The 24084-nt window shown below is 56.0% G+C and carries 20 protein-coding genes; 15 read left to right on the top strand and 5 right to left on the bottom strand.

The genetic code is table 11. From position 1 onward, the window contains the following. Window positions 1–20 precede the first annotated feature (20 nt). Window positions 21–956, bottom strand: coding sequence for a 1-phosphofructokinase family hexose kinase (locus EDC14_RS01490; RefSeq protein WP_132012407.1), 936 nt, complete (start codon window positions 954–956; stop codon window positions 21–23). A 376-nt stretch (window positions 957–1332) separates the two neighbouring features. Here EDC14_RS01490 and EDC14_RS01485 point away from each other — a divergent pair, with 376 nt between their 5' ends. The 6 genes from EDC14_RS01485 (at window position 1333) to EDC14_RS01460 (ending at window position 8610) form a co-directional block, all read left to right on the top strand. Further along, window positions 1333–2337 (top strand): sugar phosphate isomerase/epimerase family protein, encoded by a 1005-nt coding sequence (locus tag EDC14_RS01485; RefSeq protein WP_132012406.1) that lies wholly within the window; start codon window positions 1333–1335, stop codon window positions 2335–2337. A gap of 35 nt (window positions 2338–2372) precedes the next feature. Further along, entirely contained in the window at window positions 2373–3440 is a 1068-nt protein-coding gene (locus EDC14_RS01480; RefSeq protein ID WP_132012405.1) for a zinc-dependent alcohol dehydrogenase, read from the top strand. A gap of 161 nt (window positions 3441–3601) precedes the next feature. Next, window positions 3602–4843, top strand: a complete 1242-nt coding sequence (locus EDC14_RS01475; RefSeq protein ID WP_132012404.1) for an oxidoreductase — start codon at window positions 3602–3604, stop codon at window positions 4841–4843. A gap of 131 nt (window positions 4844–4974) precedes the next feature. Continuing rightward, window positions 4975–5916 carry an ABC transporter substrate-binding protein gene (locus tag EDC14_RS01470; RefSeq protein ID WP_165907711.1) on the top strand — a complete coding sequence of 314 codons (942 nt, stop codon included), beginning with the start codon at window positions 4975–4977 and terminating at the stop codon, window positions 5914–5916. Window positions 5917–6054: 138 nt separating this feature from the next. After that, window positions 6055–7551, top strand: coding sequence for a sugar ABC transporter ATP-binding protein (locus EDC14_RS01465; protein ID WP_132012402.1), 1497 nt, complete (start codon window positions 6055–6057; stop codon window positions 7549–7551). 84 nt (window positions 7552–7635) lie between these two features. Next, on the top strand, window positions 7636–8610 hold the full coding sequence (locus EDC14_RS01460; RefSeq protein ID WP_132012401.1) for an ABC transporter permease: 975 nt from the start codon (window positions 7636–7638) through the stop codon (window positions 8608–8610). A gap of 24 nt (window positions 8611–8634) precedes the next feature. Here EDC14_RS01460 and EDC14_RS01455 read toward each other — a convergent pair whose 3' ends face one another. Beyond that, window positions 8635–8925, bottom strand: a complete 291-nt coding sequence (locus EDC14_RS01455; RefSeq protein ID WP_132012400.1) for a hypothetical protein — start codon at window positions 8923–8925, stop codon at window positions 8635–8637. Between the two features lie 436 nt (window positions 8926–9361). Here EDC14_RS01455 and EDC14_RS01450 point away from each other — a divergent pair, with 436 nt between their 5' ends. Together EDC14_RS01450 and EDC14_RS01445 are read left to right on the top strand one after the other, a co-directional pair. Then, on the top strand, window positions 9362–9952 hold the full coding sequence (locus EDC14_RS01450) for a flavodoxin family protein (RefSeq protein WP_132012399.1): 591 nt from the start codon (window positions 9362–9364) through the stop codon (window positions 9950–9952). A 228-nt stretch (window positions 9953–10180) separates the two neighbouring features. Then, the gene (locus EDC14_RS01445) at window positions 10181–11116 is read left to right on the top strand and encodes a ketopantoate reductase family protein (protein ID WP_132012398.1); all 936 of its coding nucleotides are present in this window, start codon (window positions 10181–10183) and stop codon (window positions 11114–11116) included. Window positions 11117–11295: 179 nt separating this feature from the next. On the opposite strand, the gene EDC14_RS01440 is transcribed toward EDC14_RS01445, so the two are convergent. From EDC14_RS01440 to EDC14_RS01430, 3 genes are all read right to left on the bottom strand, one after another. Next, complete coding sequence (locus EDC14_RS01440; RefSeq protein ID WP_165907710.1) at window positions 11296–11937, bottom strand: HD-GYP domain-containing protein; 642 nt, start codon at window positions 11935–11937, stop codon at window positions 11296–11298. 66 nt (window positions 11938–12003) lie between these two features. Then, entirely contained in the window at window positions 12004–12531 is a 528-nt protein-coding gene (locus EDC14_RS01435; protein WP_132012396.1) for a PAS domain-containing protein, read from the bottom strand. 21 nt (window positions 12532–12552) lie between these two features. Beyond that, window positions 12553–13422, bottom strand: a complete 870-nt coding sequence (locus tag EDC14_RS01430; RefSeq protein ID WP_132012395.1) for an HD-GYP domain-containing protein — start codon at window positions 13420–13422, stop codon at window positions 12553–12555. A gap of 628 nt (window positions 13423–14050) precedes the next feature. Between EDC14_RS01430 and EDC14_RS01425 the strand changes: the two genes are divergently transcribed. The 7 genes from EDC14_RS01425 (at window position 14051) to EDC14_RS01395 (ending at window position 24007) form a co-directional block, all read left to right on the top strand. Next, a complete protein-coding gene (locus EDC14_RS01425) occupies window positions 14051–14464 on the top strand; it encodes a helix-turn-helix domain-containing protein (RefSeq protein WP_132012394.1) in 414 nt (137 codons plus the stop codon). 327 nt (window positions 14465–14791) lie between these two features. Next, window positions 14792–16606, top strand: coding sequence for a sensor histidine kinase (locus EDC14_RS01420; RefSeq protein ID WP_132012393.1), 1815 nt, complete (start codon window positions 14792–14794; stop codon window positions 16604–16606). After that, window positions 16606–18243, top strand: coding sequence for a helix-turn-helix domain-containing protein (locus EDC14_RS01415; RefSeq protein WP_132012392.1), 1638 nt, complete (start codon window positions 16606–16608; stop codon window positions 18241–18243). The genes EDC14_RS01420 and EDC14_RS01415 overlap by 1 nt, the downstream gene beginning before the upstream one ends. Window positions 18244–18283: 40 nt before the next feature. Continuing rightward, window positions 18284–19564 carry an ABC transporter substrate-binding protein gene (locus tag EDC14_RS01410; protein WP_165907709.1) on the top strand — a complete coding sequence of 427 codons (1281 nt, stop codon included), beginning with the start codon at window positions 18284–18286 and terminating at the stop codon, window positions 19562–19564. A gap of 41 nt (window positions 19565–19605) precedes the next feature. Continuing rightward, entirely contained in the window at window positions 19606–20895 is a 1290-nt protein-coding gene (locus EDC14_RS01405; RefSeq protein ID WP_165907708.1) for an ABC transporter substrate-binding protein, read from the top strand. A gap of 199 nt (window positions 20896–21094) precedes the next feature. Then, window positions 21095–21868: a polysaccharide deacetylase family protein gene (locus EDC14_RS01400; RefSeq protein ID WP_132012389.1), complete on the top strand. Its 774-nt coding sequence runs from the start codon at window positions 21095–21097 to the stop codon at window positions 21866–21868. Between the two features lie 873 nt (window positions 21869–22741). After that, window positions 22742–24007 carry an ABC transporter substrate-binding protein gene (locus EDC14_RS01395; protein ID WP_132012388.1) on the top strand — a complete coding sequence of 422 codons (1266 nt, stop codon included), beginning with the start codon at window positions 22742–22744 and terminating at the stop codon, window positions 24005–24007. Window positions 24008–24084 lie beyond the last annotated feature (77 nt).

Genomic DNA, 24084 nt, shown 5'->3' with positions numbered 1-24084 from the left:
ATCAAATTGCTCCTTCCACGTTATCCGATCTTTTTCACTTGACATTGGGCGATTAATTGGTCCGCGCGGGCGGGATCGAAGCCCACCGACAGAGAGGACTCGGCGGTGGCCGCCGAAACCGCGGTGGCGGTTTTGATGATCTGCTCGATGGGCGCGCCGGCGTTGAAGCCGTAAATCAGCCCGGCCAGATAACTGTCGCCGCAACCGATGGTGTTGCAGACATTGACCCGGGGCGGAATCGCCTTGAAGATGCCCTGCGGGCATTTGACGATGGAACCGTCCTTGCCCAGAGAGACCGCGATGATCTCCACCTGATACCGGTCCAGCGACTGCAGCGCCGCCAGAACGCTCTGGTCGTCGCCTGCAATTTTCTTGCCGCATAACAGCGATAATTCATCCAGGTTCGGCTTGATCAGAAAGGGGGCAACCTCGATGCATTTGAGCAGCGTCGGTCCGCTGGTGTCCAGGAAGATCTTGAGCCGTTTGTCCTTCAAATGTTCCAGGATTTCGTTATAGACCAGCGGGTCGGAGTAGTTGGAGGCATCGCCGGAGATCACCAAATCATCACCGGGGGCGGTCTTTTCCTTTAATAACGCGACGATTTCGTCCAGGTCCTCCTTGACGAGGGAGACGCCTTTTTCCGCGACGATGGTGCAGTCGTTGCTTTTCTCGACGAATAAATAGTTGGTGCGGCTGTTTTCATTCTTCCGGTGCAGAAAGGCGACATCCAGGTCGTATCTCCGTAGGTACTCGATGATTCGCTCGCCCGATCCGCCGTGGACGATGCCGAAGGCGCGGCTGTTCAGCCCCAGAAGCCTCAGATTGATCGAGACATGGGTGCCTTTGCCGCCGATGACGTCGGTCGAGTGGTCCACCCGGTTGGTGACGTTCTTCTCGAACTTATCCAGATACAAGACTCTATCGATGGCAGGGTTCAAGGTAAGTGTGTTAATCATCTGAAACAAACCCTTTCTGATGTGCGTTTCAAAAAAGCTGCATAAGACAACATTATCTGTGTTTATGCCCGTATCGTAACACCATTCGGGCATAAAGTCAATGTCTAATGTCGGGAAATAATTTGAGACATTTACGGAAAAGATAAGTGACGGTAATCTATACGGGCGAGGTAAATAAGAGATAAGCGGCTAATTGCAAAGACTTTGGGGACGCGGATGTCTCGAAGTTAACTTTTTTTTAAGTATTGCAAACTAACAAAAACGGTGATACAATGACCACGTAAACAAAAAAATGTGCGTTTTTCTGTTTTTGTTTTTGCGTTTGATGGGAGAAGCGGGCTTATCTGTGTTGCATCAATTAAGGAGGTATCCACTGATGAAATTGGGTTTTTTTACTGCCAATTTTACTGAAAAGCCGCTGGAGGATGTCGCCAAGCTGGCCGCAGACTACGGTTACGAATTGTTGGAGATCCCCGCCTATGAGGGAAACGGACAGCTGGAACCGAAGGAGATATTGAAAGGCAACAACGCGGCGGCGCTCAAAAAGATGGTCGCCAGTTACGGCCTGGGAATCGCCGCGCTGAGCAACCATCCCGAATCCTTCCTGATCATGGGTCCGGGCGGCGTTGAAACCGACTTTATTATGAAGGGAACGAAGGAAGAGAAAGTGGCCTTCGGCACCGAGGGCCTGATCCGGACCGCCCAAGCCGCCAACGCTTTGGAGGTTCCGGTGGTGGTCGGCTATCCCGGCATCGACAATTGGGGCCGTTTCTTCCCCTTTCCCTACGGGCAAGGCTGGGCCGATTATGAGGCGGAATTTGCCGCCAAGTTCGTCCCGATCCTCGACAAATTCAAGGAATACGGCGTTAAATTCGCGATCGAGCCCCATCCCAACAGCTTCGTCTATGACATTTATACGGCCGAAAAAGCCATTGAACTGGTGGACCATCATCCCTGCCTTGGCTATAACCTAGACCCGGCCAACATTATTTACCTGGGCTTGCGGGTCGAAAACTTCATTGACCGCCTGGGCGACCGGATCTTCCACGTCCATGCCAAGGACGGGGAGATCGTCGAGCATAATATGCCGACCGGCGGCATCCTGATGCAAGGCGACTGGCAGCGGCTGGACCGCACTTTCCGCTTCCGGATTCCCGGCTGGGGAAGTGTGCCTTGGAAAAAAGTCATCACCGAACTCTCGATGGTCGGCTACCACGGGGTTCTCAGCTATGAGCACGAGGACGTCACCATGAGCCGGATGGACGGCGTGGAAAAGACGGCCGCTTTCCTGAAACCGCTGTTGATCAAGGCCCCCTATGAGGGGAGAACTGATAAACTGTTCAGCGAATTGCAGGCAGGCAAGGTAAAACAGCAATATTGAATAAGGAAAATTCCGATGGTGAGGAGCAATGAAGAATGGGAAGAATGATGCGCGCCCAAGTAGTCGAAGCGCCGAACCGGATGGCGCTCAAGCAGGTCCCGGTCCCGGAGATCAACGACGATGAAGTGCTGATCAAAGTGAAAATATGCGGAATCTGCGGCACGGACCTTAAAATTTACGCCGGTCTGTATGCTGCCGATCATCTGCCGCTGATCTCCGGGCATGAATTCTGGGGCGTGGTGGAAGAGATCGGGCAAAACGTCCGCGGCGTCAAGGTGGGCGACCGGGTTTCGGCCGACATCTGTCTGACCTGCGGGACCTGTTATTTCTGCCGCCGGGGCGAAGGTTTGCTCTGCGAGAGCTTCACCCAGCTCGGCATCCACACCAACGGCGCCTTTGCCGAATATGTCAAAGCGCCGTGGCAAAACTGCTATGTCATCCCGGACGGGGTCAACGATTATTCGGCCGCCTTTATCGAACCGATGACCGCGGTCCTGGAAAGCTCGAAGAAGATGAACTGCACCATCTCGTCGAGCGTAGTGATCATCGGTTGCGGACTGGGCATTCTGCACGCCGCCATGGCCAAACTGCGCGGCGCCGCTCCGGTGATGCTGATCGGGGACAGCCAGTCGCGGCTGGAGATCGCTAAAAAAATGAATGTCGCCGACTACTATATCAATATCCACGAGGTGGACGACGTGGTCGCCGAGGTAAAAAAGCTCACCGGCGGCGTGGGCGCCGACTTTGTGCTGGAAGCGGTCGGGACGCCCGCCACCTATGAGCAGGCTTTCAAGATGGTGCGCCGCGGCGGCGTGGTCGAAGCCTTCGGCGTGGTGCCCCAGGGCCGGACCGCCCAATTCGAGCCCTACGAATTCGTGCTCGGCGAGAAGAAGGTCCGCGGCAGCTGCGCCGGGATCGGCAATGACTGGGCCGAGGTCATCAATCTCCTGTCTTACAAGCGGATCGACCCTACGCCGCTCTTCTCGGAGGTCGTTCCCCTGGAGGAGCTGGAGAATTCGCTGCATGAACTGAAAACCAACAAAGAGATCATTAAGATCTTCGTCTCCCCGGAGATTGACCGCAAGATCAGGATTAATGCCTAAAAGCCATGTGATAAAGTCTTTCGAAACGGAAGTCCGCTTGCAAAAAGATTTAAACGACTTTATCACTTGCTTTTCTGAGCTTTTGTGTTCACCCTGACCTTCGGGCAGGGTTTATCACAACGCTTCTAAAAAACATTGGATTGGAAAAGGAGATTATTCGCATGGGTTATAAAGAAACTTTGCTGAGCCCGATCAAAATCGGCCGGCGCGAGTGTCCCAACCGTTTTTTCATTCAGGCGATGGAGTGCAATGACGAGGATGAGACCGGCAATCCTTCCGAGTCGACCACCGAGCGCTACGAGGAGCTTTTCCGGGGCGAGGCCGGCCTGGTCAGCCTGGAGGCGATCTCGGTGACCCGCGAGAGCCGTTCGCGGGACAACCAATTGATGATCATGGCGCCGAACCGGGAACCGCTCACCAAGTTCGTCCAGCGGGTCAAGGCGGCCAACCCCAAATCGCTGTTTATCTTCCAGCTGACCCACTCCGGCGAGCTGAGCAACCCGGCCTTCTCGCGGCGGGTGACGGTGAAGCCGCTGCCCGGCTACGGCGGGGAGCTCTTGACCGAAGAGGAAGTGGATAAGATCATGGATGGCTTCGTGCTGGCGGCGGAGATCGCGCATGACGCCGGCGCCGATGGTATCGACATGAAGCTTTGCCACGGCTATTTCGGTTCCCAGATCCTCCGGCCCTACAACGACCGTAAGTGGAAATACGGCGGCTCGTGGGAGAACCGCAGCCGCTTCGCGTTCGAGCTGTACGAACGGATCGCCAAGGCGGTCAATGATCCCAATTTCCTGATCGGTTCCAAGATCTCGGCCTGGGAGGGTTTCCCCGGCGGCTTCGGCACCGCCGGCGTGGATTCGCCGGTGATCGACCTGACCGAACCGATCGCCCTTCTGAAAGGGTTGGAGGAGCGCGGCGCGCAATTCTTCATCCAGTCGGCGGGCAGCCCCTCGATCACGATCAGCCTGACCCAGGTCGACAAACATGTGCCGTACTTCGCCTACCTGCACCAGACTTTTTCCAAGGCTTTCAAGGACCATCTCAAGCCGGAAACGGTGGTCATCGGCTCCAACTATTCCGTCTTCCGCAACGGCAAGAACGGCCTCTGCGCCGTGAACCAGGAGGAAAGCTCCCTGTTGCATTTCGGGGCCAAATGCATCGAAGACGGCGTGACCGACATGATCGGCCTGGGCCGGCAGTCTTTCGCCGATCCCTACCTCCCCAAGAAGCTCCGGGAAGGCAAGGAGGCCGAGATCAAGTACTGCACCGTTTGCGACAATTGCCTGGAACTTCTGATTCAGCAAAGCAAGGTTGGTTGCTGCACCTTCAATAAACGTTACACCGATATCCTGGTCCAGACCCGGAAGGAAAAGGGCAAACTGACCGTTGCCCATACCTGATCGCGGCGCTGACCATCCTATTATAGAGAAAGGAGGAGGGCGGTTCAGAGGATAGGTTGATTCGGCCGGCCGGCTTCAGGAAACGGATGGAACCGGCTGACGGGGAATACCAAAAAACGGGAGGTTTTCAGATGAAAAAAATCATAGGCCTGATGATGATCTGCGTAATGATATTTGCCATGACTTTCACCGGCTACGCCGCTCCGAACGGACCGATCGGCATCGTTGTTCCTTCGGCCGACCACGGCTGGATGGCGGCGGTGTCCTACTTCGCCAGACAAAAAGCGTTGCAATTGGGACTCAAAGAGGGCATCGGCTACAAGCTGGTTACCTCGGCCAACGTCAACGAGCAGGCCAATCAGATCGACGAAATGATCGCCTTGAACTGCTCGGCCATTGTCCTTTTGCCGCATAACGACGAGGTATCGGTCGCCGCGGATAAAATCCTCAAAAACAAGATCAAACTGGTGCTGTTCGACCGGAAGGTCTCCGGCGACTACACGGCGTACATCGCCGGCGACAATGTCGGCCTCGGCGTGAAAGCTGCCGAGTATATCGGCAAAAAGCTGGGCGGCAAGGGCACCGTCGCCGTGATGAACACCCCCAGCGTGGGTTCGGTCAGCTCGGAGCGGGTGCGCGGCTTCAAACAAACGGTGGCCAAGAAATTCCCCGGTCTCAAATTGGTGGACGTCACCTCGGGCGGGTTCTCGATGGAAGACGGCCTGAAGATGGCCACTGACATGCTGGTCGCCTATCCCAAACTGGACGCGGTGTTCTCCATCGACGACGAGCCCTCCATGGGCATCCTGCAAGCCATCAAGGACGCCAAGCGCAAAGACATCAAATTGCTCTCCGGCGGCGGCGGAACCCAGACCTATTTCAAAACCATGGGCCAGAACACCGGCATCGACCTGTTTACCGTCACCTATAGCCCGTCGATGATCAAAGACGCCATCCAGGCGGCCTATGACATCACCAAAGGCAAGACCGTCAAGAAGAATACCATCATCCCGCCGACGGTAGTGAACAAAGACAACTTCGCCAAGTTCCTGGATAAAGGTTCGCCCTATTGATGGCCGGCCGGAACGGCGGCCGGAACATCACGGGATGAAGCCGGCTATCGGATTCGCGGCCCAAGGGTACGGACAGACTGAATTTACTGTTGGGGTATGGTGCAAATCATACCCCAACCAGTCATTGGGGTGCAGCAGATGTCAGATTATATTTTAGAAATGAAGTCCATCCATAAATCCTTCGGTTCCAACGAAGTCCTGCACGGCGTGGACTTCCGCCTGAAGCGCTCCGAGATCCACGCGCTTTTGGGCGAGAACGGGACCGGCAAAAGCACGCTGATGAATATCTTGGGCGGCGTTTTTCCGGCCGGGTCGGGGGAGATCCTTCTGGACGGCGTCAGGACCACGATCGCTTCGCCGGCCGACGCCCAGCAGAAGGGGATCGCCTTCATCCACCAGGAGTTGACGCTCATCAACGATCTGGCCGTCTACGAGAATCTGTTCCTCGGGAACGAGCTCAAAAAAGGCGGCTTTCTGGATGTCGCCCAGATGTGCCAGAGATCCCGGGCCGTGCTGGAACGGATGCGCGTCGATCTCGATCCCCGGACCCTCGTCAGCGAGCTCGACGCCTCCTACAAGCAGATCGTGGAGATCGCCCGCGCTCTCTTGCGCAACGCCCGGATCCTGATCATGGACGAACCGACCACCGCCCTGACCGAGGTGGAGATCCGCCATGTCTTCGCGATCATGGCCTCCCTGAAAGAGCAGGGCGTCAGCATCGTCTTCATCTCCCACAAGCTGAAAGAGGTGGTGGAGATCTGCGACAGCTACACAGTGATGCGCGACGGCCACAACGTCATCGCCGGGCCGGTCGACGACCGGGTGGATGAGACGCTGCTCGCCAAGCACATGGTGGGCAAGGAGCTGTCCGACGATGAATTGTATTGCCCGCGCCAGACCGGAGCGACCGTGCTCGAAGCGGTGGGATTGACCCGGGAAGGGGAGTTCCGCGACATCAGCTTCCGGGTGGGCAAGGGCGAGATCGTGGGCTTTACCGGTTTGTTGGGGGACGGCCGCAGCGAATTGTTCATGACCATCTTCGGCTGCAACAAGCATTACAGCGGCGAGATTTACCTGAACGGCGAGCGCCGGACGATGCATACCACCACCAGGGCGTGCGGCTGCGGCATCGGCTATGTGCCGCGCAACCGCAAGGAGAACGGCATCATCCGCGATATGTCGGTGTTGCAAAACACCTCGATCTCCATTATCAACAGCCTGAAACGGTTGCTTTTTATCGACCCCCAGAAAGAGCAGGAATTAACCGCCCAATTTGTGAATGACCTAAATATCAAAGTCAATTGCGTCGACGATTCGATTACCAGCCTTTCCGGCGGGAACCAGCAGAAAGTGGTCCTGTCCAAGTGGCTGGCGGCCAATCCGCAGCTGATCGTGCTCGACAATCCCACCCAGGGAGTGGATGTCGGGGCGAAGCTGGAGATCTATCACATTATTATGAAACTTGCGCAGCAGGGCATGAGCGTTATTGTTCTCTCGAGCGAGGCGCAGGAAGTCCTAAAGCTTTGCGATAGAATTTATGTCATGTATCACGGGGAGATCCGCAAAGAATTCCAGCGCGCGGAGGCGGACGCGGAGAAGATCATGGTCGTCGCCACCGGGGGCGTCGTCGCCTGAGCGGCGCGACGCGGGACCGGGAACGCCCCGGAGCCTGGCTTTTGACCGCGCTGCCGAATATTTATCGAGGGAGCTGAATGAAATATGCCATCCGCAACCAAAAGCTTTCATTTCAAAAAATTCATCGGGAACAACAGTGCCTTCGCAGCATTTGTCTTTATATTTGTGATATCCGTGCTTTTAAAGGGCAGCGTCTTTCTCTCGTACAATAATATCATCAATATCCTGCGCAACAACTCGATCATCGGCATCATCGCCCTCGGCATGACGCTGGTCATCATCACCGGCGGGATCGATCTGTCGGTGGGCTCGTTATTGGTCATCGTGGGCATCGCCGTCCTGGCGGTCACCAATTTCACCGGCAATATCCTGCTCGGGCTCCTCGTGGGCATCGTCGCCGGCATCCTGCTCGGGGCGTTGTCCGGCACTTTGGTGGCCAAGTTCAAGCTGCCCGCCTTCATCGTCACCCTGGGCACCATGAGCATTTACCGCTCCGTGTCGCAATATCTCCTCAACGGCGGCGGGATCATGATCGACGGCCGGGTCAGGGATCCTTTCATCGCCATCTCCAACACCAATCTGTTCGAGGTCCTGCCCATGCCGGTCCTGTACTGGATCGCCATCAGCATCGCCGCCTACCTTTTCGCCATGAAGACCACCACCGGCCGGCACGTCTACGCGGTGGGCAGCAATGAAAAGGCCACCCTGCTCTCGGGGATCAATGTGGACCGGGTCAAGATCATCGTCTACGCCATCAGCGGCTTCCTGGTCGCGCTGGCCGCCATCGTCGAATGTTCCCGGCTGGGCAGCATCAATTCGGCCTCCTCCGGCTCCTCCTATGAGATGGACGCCATCGCCGCCGCGGTGGTCGGCGGAACCAGCATGGCCGGGGGCAAGGGCAAGATCGTCGGCACCTTCTGCGGCGCGCTCACCCTGGGCGTGATCAATAACATGATGACCCTCTTGGGAGTCCCGCCTTTTCTGGTAGGGGCGGTCAAGGGCCTGATCATCATCGCCGCGGTGCTGCTGCAATGGAACCTGAACGAAAAGAACGCCTGACCCGCTTCGAAAATTCAACCGGCTTCACACCCCATCCTGATCAACCATTCCGGGAGCGCTGCTTCCGGAATGGTTTTTTTGGTTGTCAAGCGGGCCAACGCTTCCGGAAAACCGGCCGGATAGGCCGGAAATACCACTTTCAGTCCGGAAAATTGCAATTTCCATTGCGGAAATGCTATTTCCGGTCCGGATAAATGCATTTTCTGAGCGAAGAATTGTAATATCCGACCAGAGAATTGTATTTCCCATCCAGATAATTGTATTTTCGATCGTGACAATCGCATTTCCGGTCATGAGAATGGTATTTCCGATCATGGAAATTGAATTTCCAGTCCTTCAAATTGAAATATCTCGGTTAAAGAATCAATTTTTCATCAAAAAAATAAAATATTCGGTTAAAAATATAGGATAAGCGATTAAAAATGACTTTATGCGGATTGATTCGATAAAACCGGCCGGAAAATAATTCACACTACGAGCCAGGGGCGGGCGGAGAATGGGGCGGCGCGCCAAACCGCCCCTTTTCCGCTTCTCGCTTCTTGAGAACCCATCCGCCGCCAATGGTATATACATGGATACTATACCACCGGAAAGTGCTTACTGGTTTTTCCGGGCACGACCCGGTAAGATTGGGGTGGGGAGAAACTGCCGGGAACGTCCCTCCGGGCGAGGAGCCTGACGCGGGGAACCGCGGGCATTGCCCGAAGTGTGAATAACGGATCCGGCACGATAAGGAAAGGAAGCGAAGCAAATGCCAAAGATTGTCGCGCTCAACGGCAGCCCCAGGAGGCAAGGCAGTACCGCCGCCCTGGTGGAGGAGATCGTCAAGGGCGCCGTCCTGCAGGGGGCGGAGGCCGACATCTATGATCTGAACGGGATGAATATCCGGGGCTGCCAGAGTTGTTACACCTGCAAAAGCGAGGGCCGCTGCGCGGTGCAGGACGACATGCAGGAGTTATACGGCCAGATCGCCGCCGCTGACGGGCTCATCCTGGGCACGCCGGTTTATATGTGGCAGATGAGCGCCCAGCTGAAGCTGGCGGTCGACCGGCTGTTGCCGTTTTTGAAACCCGGCTATGTCAGCGCCCTGGCTCCGGGCAAGAAGGTGGTGCTCGCGGTGACCCAGGGCCGGGAGGGCACGGCCATGTTCCGCCCCTATTTCGAACAGGTGGCGAAAAACCTGCTCTTTTTGGGCTTCGGCGCCTGTGAGATCCTGATCGCCGGCGGCACCCGCCAGCCCGCCGATCTGCTGAAGCAGGCCGAAGTGCTGGCCGAAGCCCGGCGCCTGGGAGAGTGGCTGGCCGAAAGCGGGCCGGAAGATGCCGCGGATTCGCCGGAGTAAACAGAAACTGAACGATGGCTGGCGGTAGTGAAGCATCCGGGAAAGAACAGCAGCCGGAACATGATGAGAGGCGGGGAGGGCGAGGCCGGATCGCTCTCCCCGCTCTCTATTTCCCTGAGCAAAAGGAAACGGCTGAGGGAAAGCGAATAATACGGAAACGGAAAGACGGCTTCGCCAGCCCGGCGGGGTTGAAAAAAGCCATTTTGAGCGGGATAGGAGTGAAGCGACATGAAATTTGCGATCGTGGGAGCCGGCGCCATGGGCTGCCTGGTCGGGGCGATGCTGGCCAAGGCCGGGGCCGAGGTTTGGCTCGTCAACCGGAATGAGGCGATCACCGGGGCCATCCGGCGCGACGGCCTCAAGGTGACCCTGCAAGGCGAGGACGAATGGGTCCCGATCCGGGCGGTGCAGTCGCCGGCGGAGATCGGGGCGACGATGGACGTCATCCTGTTTCTGGTGAAAGGCTGCCATACCGAGGCAGCGGCGGCGGCCGCCCGTTGCCTGGCCGATGAGCGCACCTACGTCATGACCCTGCAGAACGGCATCGGCAATGTGGAGATCCTGGCCCAATGCTTCGCCCGGGAGCGGATTCTCTACGGCCTGCTGGAGTTCGCCGGGAAGATGATCGAGCCCGGCCATGTCCAGGGCTTCATCGGCGCGAATTCGAAGATCTGTTTCGGCCCGGCCACCAAAGTCGTCACCGAGGAGATGGAGCGGATCGCCGCCTATTTCAAACCCGGCATCAAGGTCATCCTGCGTCCGGACATCGACAGCGAGGTCTGGATCAAATTGCGGAACAACTCCGCCAATGTGCTCTTCGGTTTCCTGCGGCTCTCCATCGGCCAGGCGCTGGCGGCGGAAGGCGCCGCCGAATTGATCCAGGGAGTCCGGGAGGAAGTGATCGCGGTGGCCCGGGCCAAGGGGATCCAGTTCACTCCGGAAGAACTCCAGGTCAATGGCGGCAAGACCCCGGTCAATCCCGAACTCTACGCGCATATCCCCTCCACCGCGCTGGACATGAAGAACAAGAAACCCACCGAAGTCGAGTTCCTCAACGGCGCGGTCTACCGCGAGGGCTTGCGGGTGGGAGTGCCCACCCCTTATAATGAATTGCTCTATAAGATGGTCAAGATTTACGAAAATACCTATGAGTTGCAGTTTTGAGGGAGCTATATAAGTTGAATTAAATTTCTATTATGCATCATGTCCCTAAAGCCGGCCATGATGGATAAATTAAGGAATTTAATTCAACTTATTACCGCGGTAATAGGATGAAATAAATTCCGTTTTGATTCCATTTGCATTCGGCCTTAGGAATGCAAATCTTATTAAAGAAATTTATTTCATCCTATATAGCGCGACGGGCCGGCCAATGCCCGCCGCGGAGCGGGATGGGAGTCGAAATGGAAGCCCTGCTCCCGGAAGACCGCCAGGCAGGCGTCGACCACCGCCGGATCATAGCATACCGCCCGGTTGAGCGTGATCTCCGCCAGCGCTTTTTCCATTCCCAGAGCGGGCCGGTAAGGACGGTGGCAGGTCATCGCCTCAACCACGTCGGCCACTCCGAGGATCCTGGCCTCCAACAGGATTTGCTCGCCCCGGAGCCCCCGGGGATACCCCGAACCGTTCCAGCGCTCGTGATGTTGGAGGACGATCGGCGCGACGGGCTCCGGGAACGCGCAGGCGTTGATGATCTCGTATCCGGTCTGGGCGTGCGTTTGAATCAGCCGGTATTCGATCTCGTCCAGCTGGCCGGGCTTATAAAGGATCTCAAACGGGATGCGGAACTTGCCGATGTCGTGAATGAGGGCCGCCCAATAAACCGTACGGACTTGCGCTCCGGGTAGCGACAGCGCCGCGGCGATGGCCGCGGCCAGCTCGGCCACTCTTTCCTGGTGTTCGCGAAGATAGCCGTCGCGGAAGCCCACCAGGTCCGCGAGCGCCCAGATCACCGGCTCCGTCGCGCCGTTTTGCTTCCGCTTCATGATATTGCGCTGCATGTTGAAGATTCGTCCAATCTGTCAAATCGTTTGCTGTGACGGCGGAGCCGGTCAGACCGATATAAGGTCCGCGGCGCGGGGCGACGATTCATTCAGGCCGATCAGGTTCGAGACGTTGAGCAGATAATAGCGCTCATGGAACGGACTGTCCTGGATGGGCTTGATAGTCATCAAGAGCGGCAACCGCTCTCCGTCCTTGCGGAGGCCATCGCTCCGCAGCACCATCTCGCCGCTGGCGGCGGCGTCCAACCGCTCCAGGAATTCAGGATACCGTTCGGCCGGAAAAACCCGAACCACCGGCATCCCTTCCAGTTCCGCCACATCGTCGTAACCGAACAGATGCGCGAAGGAGAGGCTGACCTGATCGAAGACCCAATTCCGGTTCCGGCAGACGAGAAAGCCGGTGTAAGTATGAATATAGGCCAAGCGGTACTTGTGAGTCAACTGGCGGAATTGCTTCACGAGGAACCGGTTGGCCTCGCTCCTCACCTGCAAGACCTGGGCATAGAAAAAATTGAGCCGCCGCATATCCCGTAATTCGGCCATCAGCTGCCGCTTGGTTTTAAACTGGTAGATCATTGTGGAATCCTCCGTGATGGGCTACATTTCCGGCGATGGAGCGGGTGGGGGTCCTTCCCTGAATAATTCGACAAATTTATCGACCACCAGCGGCTGAAAATCGCCGCCCTTCGCCAGCAGCAACTGTTCAATCGCCTCGTCCGGCGATAAGACCCGGTTTTGAAAGATGGCCGAGGTCAGCCAGTCGAAGCGGTTGGCCACGCTGACAATCGCGGCATGAATATGGATCTGGTCTTCCTTGAGGCCGGCGGGATAGCCGCCGCCGGAATGCTTCTCATGATGTTGCAGCGCCACCAGGTAGACGCCTTTGCCCAACTTGTCGGCTGCCAGCAAATCCGCTCCGATCTTGGTGTGCTGCTGATAAATCAGATCCTGCCGCTCGAAGATGCCCGGCGTCTTCATCACCACCGCCGCCGGAAGCATGATCTTTCCGATATCGTGGTACAGGGCGCCCAACGCCAGATCGCGCAATGAACGCGCATCGAGATTCAATTTGTCGGCGATGGCCACCGCCAGCAGGGAAACATTGATCGAATGGGAATAAATGCTTTTGTATCCCTGGATCAGCACCTTTAAATGATTGCTCAACAGGGGGCTTTGATTGGCCTCCCCCAGAATGGACTTCATATATTTGGAGGCTTTTACGATGCTGGATAAGTCCAGTTTGGCGAAACGGGTCTCGAATTGTTTGGCCGCCTCGGTTAATGAATGGGTCGTCACGGCTAGTTGATCCGGGACGATCCGGTAAGGGATCATTTTATCTTCCAACTTCTGAATAATGGCGGGGGTGAGCGCCGCGCCTTCCGCCAACAATAACCGTCCGGAATCGTCGAAGACATCATGGGCGACATAGCCGGTCACAGGGGGCTTGTTTCTTGGCTTTACAGGCATCGTTCGATTCCTCCGAGTCAGATAACCAACGGCCGATCCGGCAGGTAAAGAAGCGAGCAGGTCTTGTTGCGATAGCTTACAACATCCGGGAAACCCATTGGGTTGCAGAATCCCATGCCATAAACCAAGTCTCGTTGGCTCTGCTCATGACTTCAGGGCGACAGGATAAGCTCGGGAAGGAGGAAACGCCAGAGGAAAGTGGTTTGATGGCGGCATCTCATCGTATACGGCGCCTTCGATATGGTATAATAGATGATATCAATCTTTCCAGCTGCGGCCCTTTCACCTCAGTCGGTCAGCCATGGAAGGCTGCTTGCCTTTCTAGACATACGGGATCACTTCATTTTCTGCGGACTTTACTTGCAAAATCGATAAGAGCGTTTCAACTGGGTTACCCTAACCGCGGTGACCGTCTTCCAAATGCGTCCGTAAACAGCTTTGAATACTAGCCATGGCAGGATAGTTGTTTTTGAGAGCCGGGTTCCGGATCAGCCCAAAACGATTGGACCGTTGCATTGATTTTAATGGAAATAGAAAGACGATTCCTTTTTACACTATTTATTAAAGAATTGACTTTATTATATTCTAAATAGGGACAAATGTCAACGGAGGGTTTCTAAAAAGAAACATGAACACCATTGGCGAACGCTTAAAAAAGGGACGTTTAGCGACGAATCTTTCAATTGTCGAAGTTTCGGACAAAACGGGCATTTCACGCGGTAATTTGAGCCGATTGGAAAATGACGTCAATAAACCGTCATCCGAGGCATTAATATTACTTTCCGATTTATATGACGTTTCGGTCGATTGGATCTTAAAGGGTCAGGAATATACCGTTGTTTCTAAAAAGAATCAAAACGAGATCATGGTCGTAGAGGATAAACGGTTGCGGGCTTTTTTGGAGCGGATCAACCGGCTTTGGGCGGAGGGGAACCGGGATGTCAGAGGCTGGATCATCATCCAATTATCGAAAGCTTTTCCGGAAATAGCCGAAGAGCTAAAAAAAGAGAATGAAAATGCTGCAACAGCAGAAACTGCGTAAACGAGGCTGGAAGATTTTTATAAATCGCCTCGTTTGTTTTTTTTGAATCGTTTTTGTTGCAATGATGAACAGTTCGAATACAAGCTCAAGTTTACCTGAATATCCGCTGTAGCAGCCGGTTCCGAGTTCGTAATATTATACCACATATTTCTGTAAAATGTGATGACTGATCTCTTAACGATAGAAAGCAGGAATTTTGGATTGTTTTAGCAAATAATTAAATTTATGGATTTTGCGGTAAGGAGGAGCCGATTTGATACCTGACGAAGGATTATCTCGGGTACTTGTTCCGCTGGCCTTCTTCCAGACCGACCGGAGAGCCGGGGCATGAACCTGCGTTGGATATTTGCAGGGACGCTGCGCCGGCAGTTATCCGTTTCCCTGATACTTTTGGTCGCCGGCGCCGTTTTTGCCATCGGTTTTGCCTCCATCACCATCGCCCAGGAAGTCATCCGCCATCATACGGCCCGGTTTGGCGGCAAGATGCTGACTCAGGCCGCCTACCGCTTGGGGAGTGTCATCGACAACGCGGAAACGACAGTGGATTCGCTGATTCTGGACCGCAGACTGGCGCCATTGCTGCAACGCTTGGCCGGCCCCGATTCGCGCACCAGCCAGGCGGCACGGACTGCGCTTCGCGATCTCCTGATACAGTATAAAGCCTCTCTGCTGCCAGGCGCCGAGCTGGTCGTGGTCGACCCGGCCGGCAATACGGTGACGACATACCTGCAGCAATCAATCCTCAAAAAAATTATCCCGGCCCGCTTCGCGAATCAGTCGAAAGCGTGGCGTTTGCGATATCTCCCCGACTATCAGGCCCATGAGCTCACCGGTTCCGGCCGGCTGCTGGAGTTGACCGCGCGGATTATCAGCCTGCCGGGCCAGGCCCAAAGCGGCTGGATCATCTTGCATCTGGATTACCGGATCGTCGAGTCGATCATGACCAATATCTCATTGCAGGAGAACAGCCTGAGCCGCTTTCAAAGCGACGCGACGGTTTTCGGCCCGGAAAAGCAGGTGATTTTTCCGTGGATTGCCCCCTCCGATCCGGTGGTGGCCAGCGCCTATCGAAAACTGGCGGGGCGGCTTCGCAATACCGAAACGCTTGAGGAAACCGTCGACGGTCGAAGGCATCTGGTCATCGCAACGGCGGTCCCCTGGACTCCTTGGGAAGTCTATATCGCGGCGCCGGCCAGCCGGCTTTATGACGGACTGGAGCACCTTTACGACAGCCTGTTCATCATCGGGTTGATCTGCGCCGTGAGCGCCGGCGGTTTGGCCGCCTTGATCTCGTTTTTCGTTACCAAACCGGTTCACCGGCTCCGGAAAGCCATGCGTCTGGTGGAGGAGGGCCAGTTCTCCGTCCGGGCGCCGGAGGGCGGTCCTTTGGAGATTCAGACCTTGGGCCGGGCCTTCAACCGGATGCTCCGAGAGGTCGACCGGCTGACCAAGCGGCTGGTGGCGGAGGAGAGTGAGCGCAAAACCGCGGTCATCAAGGCGCTGCAGGCGCAGATCGCGCCGCATTTTCTCTTTAACACCCTGGCGGCGCTGGCCGGGATGACCGCGAAGCGCCCTCCCGGGGAAGTGGCCGAGGCTTTACGCTCGCTGCGGCGGCTGCTCTACCTGAGCATCGGCAAATCCGGCGATTTTGTGCCGCTGGCCGAAGAGTTCGAGCATATCCACCATTATTTATATTTAATGAATATCCGTTATCCCGGCCGCTTCTCCCTGCAGCTGCAATTGCCGGAAGAACTGCGGCATTGCCAGACGCTCCGGCTGATCCTCCAGCCGATTGTCGAGAACTGTTTGCAACACGGTCTAAAGTCCCGGAGCGGACTGGTTCAGGTCGTGGCGTCCCGGGAGGGAGACGCCGTGATGATCCGGGTTACCGACAATGGGCAGGGGATGTCCCGGGAAGAACTGAGCGCCGTCTGGCAACGGGACCACCACCGGTCCGGGGTCGGCGTCCGGAACGTCGACGCCCGTTTGAAGCTGAGCTTTGGACCGGATTACGGGCTGGCCCTGGTGAGTTCGCCGGGAGAGGGAACCACGGCTTCGTTACGGATGCCATTCCGGGAAGTCCGCGAACCAGTTCGACTTGATCGGGAACAGGTCGATGAATTGCCAAAGGAGCGGGTGTGATGTGGCGGGTCATCCTGGTCGATGATGAAGAGTTTGTCCGGGCGGAATTGGCGGCGCTCTTTCCCTGGCGGCGGTATCAGTTCGAATTGGCCGGGGAGGCCGAAAGCGCCCAGGCCGCCATCGCTCAGATCGCGGCACTCCAGCCGGATCTGGTGATCACCGACATCCGCATGCCCGAGATGGATGGGCTGGCCTTCATTTCTTGGCTCGGCCGGCATCATCCCCGGCTGGTGGTGGCCGTGGTCAGCGCCTATCATGATTTTCCGCTGGTCCGGGAGGCGCTGCGGCTGGGAGCGGCCGATTATTTGATGAAAGCGGAAGCCACCGCGACGACGGCCGGGGCCTTTCTGGAACGGATCGCCGGCATCCTGGAGCGCCGCCACTCCTCCCGGCACCAGCAGGAGGAGCTAACCAGCAATATGGCCCGTTATCACCGCCTGGCGACCGAATCGTTCTGGCGCGACACTCTGACCCGGGCCTCCGATGAGCCGGAGCTTGAGAGCAGGGCGCGCCAGCTGGGAGTGGTGCTGGAGCAAGCCTGGTTTGGGCTGATCTTCATCCACGTTTCCGGCGAGCGCTCCGGCAGGCTCGATCCAGTCGCGCTCCGCCGGGAGTTGGAGGCCCAGATTGGAACCCGCTGGGATTGGGAGGGGAACTGGAAGCTGATTGATTTCGGGCGGGGCGATTTTGCCGTGCTTGCCAGCCGGATGGGGCCGAGACCGGCCGCGGAAGCCGCTGCCAAACTGCAGGAGATCGCCGGCCGGTTGGCGCTGAATACAGCGGAGGTCAAACGGACTACCTGCGCTTCTTCCGAGCTATGCCCATTCCCCGATCTGCCCCGGAGCTTCCGGGAAGTGCGTCAAGTCAATCTGCTGCGGTTGTACCACCGGGAGGGCGAGTGCATCGAAACAGGCGAGCTGGCAAGGTTGCGGCAAGCGGCGCCGCCCTCCACCCTTGAATTGCTGGCCGCCTGGGAGCGGATTTTGCGGGAAGCCGAGCCGGCGGCGGTCCATCATTTTCTGGATCAGGTCTTCGCGGCGATCCTGCCCCGGTCGCTGAGCCCCGAGGCCGCCCGCGGCTTGGTCCTGGAATTCATCAATACCTTGCGCCGGGTCTCATTAGAATACCAGGTGCGTTGGGAAGAGGGGGGATCCGGTGAGCCGGATCTCCCGGAAATTTTGGAACAAGCCGAATCGATCCAGGACTGGCGGATTCAAATCGAAGACCGGGTCGGCCATTATCTCCGCTCCGTCGGCGCCAATGCCCACCCGCAAGCCTCGGCGACGATCCGTAAAGCGCTGGCCTATATCCAGCTTCATTTCAGCCGCGATCTTTCCCTGGAGGAGGTCGCCAGCCATGCCGGGGTCAGCAAGAGTTATCTCTGCCGGGTTTTCCCCGAGTACGCCGGGGAGCATTTCCGCGACTACCTGCAACGGCTGCGCCTGGAACGGGCCAAGGAGCTGTTGCGGTTCACCAATGATCACATCTATGAGATCGCCGCCAAGGTCGGTTTTTGGAATAGCCGTTATTTCAGCAAGGTCTTTCATGAGGCGGTGGGGATGACCCCCGCCGATTACCGGCGCGTTCCGGTTTACGAAACTTCCGCCGCCCCGGGGTTGAAAGCGGGGGAAGAATGAGCTTCCTATATTTGACCAAACGGGGATGATGGAGGGAAAGATGATCATCCAACGATCCAAAGCCGGGACCATTGGGCGTTTGATTTTGACGGTGTTGTTCGGCTTGCTGTTGATGATCGTTCCGGCAACGGCCAAGCCGGCCGGGATCCGCATCTCCATCTGGACGATCAACCAACCGGGAATGGACGCGGTGGGGAACTGGGTCCAAAAGAAGATCGGCCAGTTCGAGAAGGCGAATCCCGGCATCTTTATCGACCATAGCTTTTGGGAGAACCAATCCTATAAAATTAAGCTGAAAGTGGCGATGTTTAGCGGGAAAGGCCCCGATATCCTCTACAACTGGGGCGGCGAGAGCCAGCTGGTCTATTCGCGCGAGGGTTTGCTGTACGACTTGACCGGGGATTTGGGAAAGCATCGATGGGGGTTGTCGCCGGGGATGTTCGCCACTCATAGTTACCGCGGCCGGATCTACGGTATTCCCATCTTTCCCACGGTCGACGTCGTTTGGTACAATAAGGAGCTTTTTGTAAAGCATGGCTGGAAAACGCCGCAGACCTGGCCGGAATTCCTGGCGCTCTGCGACAGGATCAAGGCCGCCGGGTACATTCCGGTGGCCATGGGCGGGCAGGAAGCGTGGACCATTCTCCATCCCTATATGGATATCGTGGACCGGATCGCCGGGAGCGGGCTTTACCCCGCGGCCAAGGCCCGTCAAGTCAGTTTCACCCATCCGGACTTCGTGGCGGCTTTCCGGATTCTCCAGGGCCTGGCCCAACGAGACTACTTGCCGGCCGAGGTTTTAAGCCTGAATTACACCGAAGCCACGCAACTGATGATGCAGGACAAAGCGGTGATGATGTTCATGGGCGATTGGCAGTACAGCCGTCTAACGAATCAAATGCACCGCGACTTCGATAAATGGGACTTTTTCCCCTTTCCGGTTTTTCCGGGCGGGAAAGGGCTGCCTCGCAATATTATCGGCGCGGTCGACGGCTTTTCGGTCAAAAACTCCAAGCATGCGAAAGCGGCCGTTAAGTTTCTGAAGTTTTTGGCCAGCCGCGACAGTTTGATTGAGAGCTATCAAAAGTCCGGTTTCCTGGTGGCGCTGGCAACGCCCTACCTGGATAAGAACGCCCGCCCCCAACTCAAAAGGATCGCCGCGTTGCTGGCCCAGGCCACTTCGTTGACGCAATGGTGGGACCAGGATCTGCCGGAAGCGGTCACCCAGGTGTTGCTCCAAAGTGCGCAGGATTTGATAGCCGGCCGGTGCAGCCCGGAAGAGGCTGCCGCGATGATTGAGGCGGCTTACCGGAAGAACTAGCTGAAGTTCCAGTTCAAATGGCGAGTCGTTGGGAGGAAAAGATGGCCAGTCGACATTTTCAATTCAAAATGACCGTGCACTGTTTTTTATTGCTGCTTTTATCCCTGGCGGCTGTCTTGCCGACCCTGGCAACGGCGCGGCAGACACGGATTACGGTCTGGTCCATCAACCAGCCGGTGCTGGATCTGACCGGCGACTGGATAGAGCGGGAGATCCGCAAGTTTGAAGCGGCCAATCCCGGAATCATGGTGGAACATCGTTTCTGGGAGAACCAGTCCTATAAGATCAAGCTGAAGGTGGCCATGTTCGGCGGGGAGGGGCCGGACATTTTATTCAATTGGGGCGGGGAAAGCCAGCGAATCTACTCCAGGGCGGGCCTTTTGTATGACTTGACCCGCGATCTGGGCAGGGACAAGTGGGGTTTGGCACCGGGGATGTTTGCCTCGCACAGTTACAAAGGGAGAATTTACGGTATCCCGCTCTTTCCGTCGGTGGAAGTCATTTGGTACAACAAAGAAATCTTCCTGAAACATGGCTGGAAGACGCCGCAAACCTGGCAGGAGTTTCTGGGGCTCTGCGAGCGGATCAGGACGGCCGGATATATCCCGATTGCCATGGGCGGCCAGGAACCGTGGATGATCCTCTATCCCTACATGTATCTGGTGGACCGGTTGGCTGGCAGTGGGCTCTATCCCGCGGCGAAAGCCCGGCAGATCGGCTTCACCCATCCCGATTTTGTGAGGGCTTTTCGGCTTTTGCGCCAGTTGGCCCGGCAAGGGTACTTGCCGGAGGAGGTTCTGAGCCTTAATTATATGGAAGCCACCCAGTTGATGATCCAAAACAAAGCTGCGATGATCTTTATGGGCGATTGGGAGTATCAACGCCTGACCCGGCAGATGCGGCAGGACTTCGACAAATGGGATTTCTTCCCCTTTCCGGTGCTGGCCGGGGGGAAGGGTTCGGCTCAAGACATCATCGGAGCGGTGGCCGGTTTTTCCATCAAGGCTTCCCCCAATTCGCGAACGGCGTTGAAGTTTCTGAAATTTCTCTCCGGCAAGGCCAGCTTGGTTGAGAGTTATCAAATGACCGGCAAAGTGGTGACCCTGGCAACCCCGTATATGGGAGAAAATGACCATCCCCAAATCAAAGGCATCGCCAAGCTCCTGGCCAATGCTCCGGCATTGACCCAATGGTGGGATCAGGATCTGCCGGAACCGGTTACCCAGGTTTTGCTCCAGAGTCTGCAGGATCTGCTGGCCGGGAGGTGTAGTCCGGAGGAAGCCGCCGTTGCCATTGAAACGGCCTATCGCAAAACGAGTGAAAAAAGATGAAACAGCTCGGCCCAGCCGTTTAGACTTGGACCGAACTCAATCTAAAAGCCATGTGATAAAGTCCTCAAATTCGGAAATCATCCTTTCAATGGACTAAAAAACGACTTTATCACTTGCTTTTCTGAGCTTTTGTGTTCACCCTGGCCTTCGGACAGGGTTTATCACAACGCTTCTAAATTGGAGAGGGGATTCATGATTTATGGCTGTTAAAGAAGCTTATCTGACCATCGATGACGCGCCCGGCAAAGATTTTCGCAACAAAGTCGCTTTCCTGGCGCAACATGACATCCCGGCCATCTTTTTTTGCGTCGGGGAAAACATTTTGCAACATGAGGAAGAGGTCATCGCTGCCATCCGCCGGGGCTTTGTCATCGGCAATCATTCCTGGACCCACCCGCATTTTTCCGATTTGCCGGTGGCGGAAGGGCAACAAGAGATCCGGCGCACCGATGAAGCCATCGAAACCGTTTACCGGAAAAGCGGCATCGCCCGGCCGGCCAAGGTTTTCCGGTTTCCCTTTTTCGACGACGGCGGCGCCGCCAATGCGGCCGAGTACGAAGCCCGGTCGGAACAACCGTCCGGGGAAAACCCGGTCTGTCCCCGGGAAGACCGGCGGGCCGCCCTGCAATCGTTTCTCGGCGAATTGGGGTATCGCCAGCCGGACTTCCGCGGGATCAACCTGCAATGGGCCAGCGGGCAAAAGTTATTGGACGGCTACGATGTCCGTTGTACGTTCGACCAGTTGGAATACTGGCTCAATCAACCCGGGGCTCCTGGGGGCCTGAACCAACCCGCGGCCATTCTGGCGCGGATCGAAGCGGACGACCCGGAGAACGGCAAAGCGTTGAATCGCTTGGACACCAGGGATATCATTTTGATCCATGATCACGATCCGGAGGCGTCCGTGGCGCTGTTTTATCAAATCATCCGCCGCTATCTGGAGAAAGGCATCCGCTTTATCACGCCTTTTTGAAAGCGGTTCGGGACCGTCTTGATTTGACAGCGAATCGGGGAGAGTAACACCATTCTCCGCAGCCCAAAGGCCTTTGGGCCCCGGAGCCCGATGGTTTCCCTGCCCGATTCGGGCCGAGGGTTAGGACCATAGACGTCCATGACTTATCCTTCAATCCCTTCCGTGAGTGAGCGGAGCTAACTTGATAATCATTAAGAGCTTTATCCGTCAAAGATAGCTCCGAAGTCACCCAAGATCGATCTGGAATCATCGCAGACCGATCTTTATCCACCAAAGGAACTACGGCGGTAATTGCCGTAGTTCCTTGATTAACAAAAGATCGATCTTGATCCGCAAAAGGAAGATCTTGATCCACAAAAGATCGATCTTTATCCACAAAAGGAACTATGGCGGTGATTGCCGTAGTTCCTTGATTAACAAAAGATCGATCTTTTGTGGATAAGTAAGTTACCGGAATCATCCGGGATGAAACCAGCCAGCCTCCGCCTGACCCCTCCGCGACTTCAATTCCATGGTCATCAATCTTGGCTTGTTTTTCGACGCCTTCCCATCCGGTCAGGTTGATCATAACGCTTTTATATTATTAGGAGAGAATTGCAATTACCATAATGCCAATATATAGTGATAAGCCCCGAATATATTGTGTTGCGAAGTTTTTGCCATGAAATTTGCAATTCGCTCTGTATCAAAGAGCGGTGAATTAACCCGAAAGTTACGGTTTCAAACTTTCGGGTTTTTGTTTTGCCCTGCTTTGAAGAAGTCAATAATTTGGCATATTCGGACAATGTTTGAGCACTGGCCCGTTGTTAACCTTTTTGATACATTGATCGATGGAGAACGTTTCAGACGTTAAGATGAAAAGGGAGGGTTTCGATGAAAAAGAAATTTTGGATGGCGGGAGTATTGATTTTGGTTGTTTTGGTGGCCGGAATGAGCATCGTCGGCGCCGCCGCCCCGGTGAAGCTGACCGTGTGGAGTTTGCAACGGCCCAACGAGACCGACTCACTGGGCTGGTGCATGATGAACCAGATTAAAGCCTTTGAAAAGGCCAATCCGGGGATTGATATCGAGTATAACTACACCGAAAATGAGGCCTATAAAACCAAACTGCAAGTAGCCATGCTGGGCGGCGCCGGACCCGATATCCTCTTTAACTGGGGTGGCGAAACCCAGGCCATCTATTCGCGGGAAGGGTTGCTTTACGATCTCACCAAAGCGGTGGGCAAGGATTACTGGGGTTTATCGAAAGGACTGTTCTCCAATCATGTTTATAACGGGAGGATCTATGGCATTCCGTTCTTCCCGACGGTGAATACGGTGTGGTACAACAAAAAGATGTTCGCCAAATACGGGATCACTCCCCCCAAGACCTGGTCGCAGCTGTTAACCGTCTGCGAAAAGCTGAAAAGCCAGGGCATTATTCCGTTTACCGTCGGCGGCAAGGATTCCTGGACGATCCTGCATGCCTTTATGTACATGGCGGACCGGGTCGCCGGAGCGAAAATGTATCAAGCCGCCAAAGCCGGCAAGGCCCGCTTCGACAATCCGGCTTTTGTCAAAGCCTTCGGATTGCTGGACACTTTGGTCAAAAAGGGCTATTTCCCGCCCGACGCTTTAAACCTGACCTATGGAGACGCCTGCCAGTTGATGATGAAGGATAAAGCGGCGATGATGGCCATGGGCAATTGGCACTTTACCGTGCTCACCAATGAGAACAAGTCGGACTTCGACAAATGGGATTTTTTCACCTATCCGGTGGTCGAAGGCGGTAAAAGCGATCCCCACTCCATTCTGGGCGCAGCCGACGGTTTTTCGATCAACCAATCCTGTAAAAATCCCGCGGCGGCCGTCAAGTTCCTGAAATTCATGGCCAGCAAGGAAAATATGGCCGAACGGTTCCAAAAGTCCAGCAGCCTGGCTTCCCTGGCCACTCCCTATATGGAGGACAACACGCTTCCGCAAATGAAAGGGCTCGCCAACGTCCTAGCGCATGCTTCCTCACTGACCCTGTGGTGGGATCAGGATCTGCCGGCGCCGATGTCCCAAGCTCTGCTCCAGGGGCTCCAGGAGATCATGGGCGGCGCCAAAACGCCGAAACAAGTCGCCACGGCATTTGAGGAAGCCCGTAAACTGAAGTAACGGCTTCCAACACTGGTTCGCTTGGCGGGGAGTGGCCGAAAAGGGGCCCCTCCCCTTTATGAAGTTTACGGCCGCTG

This window comes from Hydrogenispora ethanolica, from assembly GCF_004340685.1.
Classification (GTDB): Bacteria; Bacillota; UBA4882; order UBA8346; family UBA8346; genus Hydrogenispora; species Hydrogenispora ethanolica.
This window is presented reverse-complemented; position numbering and strand designations above follow the sequence as displayed.

What these genes read in the sequence shown, in the direction of transcription:
- EDC14_RS01490 (WP_132012407.1), bottom strand. Translation starts at nt 956, where the DNA reads ATGATTAACACACTTACCTTGAACCCTGCCATCGATAGAGTCTTGTAT.
- EDC14_RS01485 (WP_132012406.1), top strand. Translation starts at nt 1,333, where the DNA reads ATGAAATTGGGTTTTTTTACTGCCAATTTTACTGAAAAGCCGCTGGAG.
- EDC14_RS01480 (WP_132012405.1), top strand. Translation starts at nt 2,373, where the DNA reads ATGGGAAGAATGATGCGCGCCCAAGTAGTCGAAGCGCCGAACCGGATG.
- EDC14_RS01475 (WP_132012404.1), top strand. Translation starts at nt 3,602, where the DNA reads ATGGGTTATAAAGAAACTTTGCTGAGCCCGATCAAAATCGGCCGGCGC.
- EDC14_RS01470 (WP_165907711.1), top strand. Translation starts at nt 4,975, where the DNA reads ATGAAAAAAATCATAGGCCTGATGATGATCTGCGTAATGATATTTGCC.
- EDC14_RS01465 (WP_132012402.1), top strand. Translation starts at nt 6,055, where the DNA reads ATGTCAGATTATATTTTAGAAATGAAGTCCATCCATAAATCCTTCGGT.
- EDC14_RS01460 (WP_132012401.1), top strand. Translation starts at nt 7,636, where the DNA reads ATGCCATCCGCAACCAAAAGCTTTCATTTCAAAAAATTCATCGGGAAC.
- EDC14_RS01455 (WP_132012400.1), bottom strand. Translation starts at nt 8,925, where the DNA reads ATGATCGGAAATACCATTCTCATGACCGGAAATGCGATTGTCACGATC.
- EDC14_RS01450 (WP_132012399.1), top strand. Translation starts at nt 9,362, where the DNA reads ATGCCAAAGATTGTCGCGCTCAACGGCAGCCCCAGGAGGCAAGGCAGT.
- EDC14_RS01445 (WP_132012398.1), top strand. Translation starts at nt 10,181, where the DNA reads ATGAAATTTGCGATCGTGGGAGCCGGCGCCATGGGCTGCCTGGTCGGG.
- EDC14_RS01440 (WP_165907710.1), bottom strand. Translation starts at nt 11,937, where the DNA reads ATGAAGCGGAAGCAAAACGGCGCGACGGAGCCGGTGATCTGGGCGCTC.
- EDC14_RS01435 (WP_132012396.1), bottom strand. Translation starts at nt 12,531, where the DNA reads ATGATCTACCAGTTTAAAACCAAGCGGCAGCTGATGGCCGAATTACGG.
- EDC14_RS01430 (WP_132012395.1), bottom strand. Translation starts at nt 13,422, where the DNA reads ATGCCTGTAAAGCCAAGAAACAAGCCCCCTGTGACCGGCTATGTCGCC.
- EDC14_RS01425 (WP_132012394.1), top strand. Translation starts at nt 14,051, where the DNA reads ATGAACACCATTGGCGAACGCTTAAAAAAGGGACGTTTAGCGACGAAT.
- EDC14_RS01420 (WP_132012393.1), top strand. Translation starts at nt 14,792, where the DNA reads ATGAACCTGCGTTGGATATTTGCAGGGACGCTGCGCCGGCAGTTATCC.
- EDC14_RS01415 (WP_132012392.1), top strand. Translation starts at nt 16,606, where the DNA reads ATGTGGCGGGTCATCCTGGTCGATGATGAAGAGTTTGTCCGGGCGGAA.
- EDC14_RS01410 (WP_165907709.1), top strand. Translation starts at nt 18,284, where the DNA reads ATGATCATCCAACGATCCAAAGCCGGGACCATTGGGCGTTTGATTTTG.
- EDC14_RS01405 (WP_165907708.1), top strand. Translation starts at nt 19,606, where the DNA reads ATGGCCAGTCGACATTTTCAATTCAAAATGACCGTGCACTGTTTTTTA.
- EDC14_RS01400 (WP_132012389.1), top strand. Translation starts at nt 21,095, where the DNA reads ATGGCTGTTAAAGAAGCTTATCTGACCATCGATGACGCGCCCGGCAAA.
- EDC14_RS01395 (WP_132012388.1), top strand. Translation starts at nt 22,742, where the DNA reads ATGAAAAAGAAATTTTGGATGGCGGGAGTATTGATTTTGGTTGTTTTG.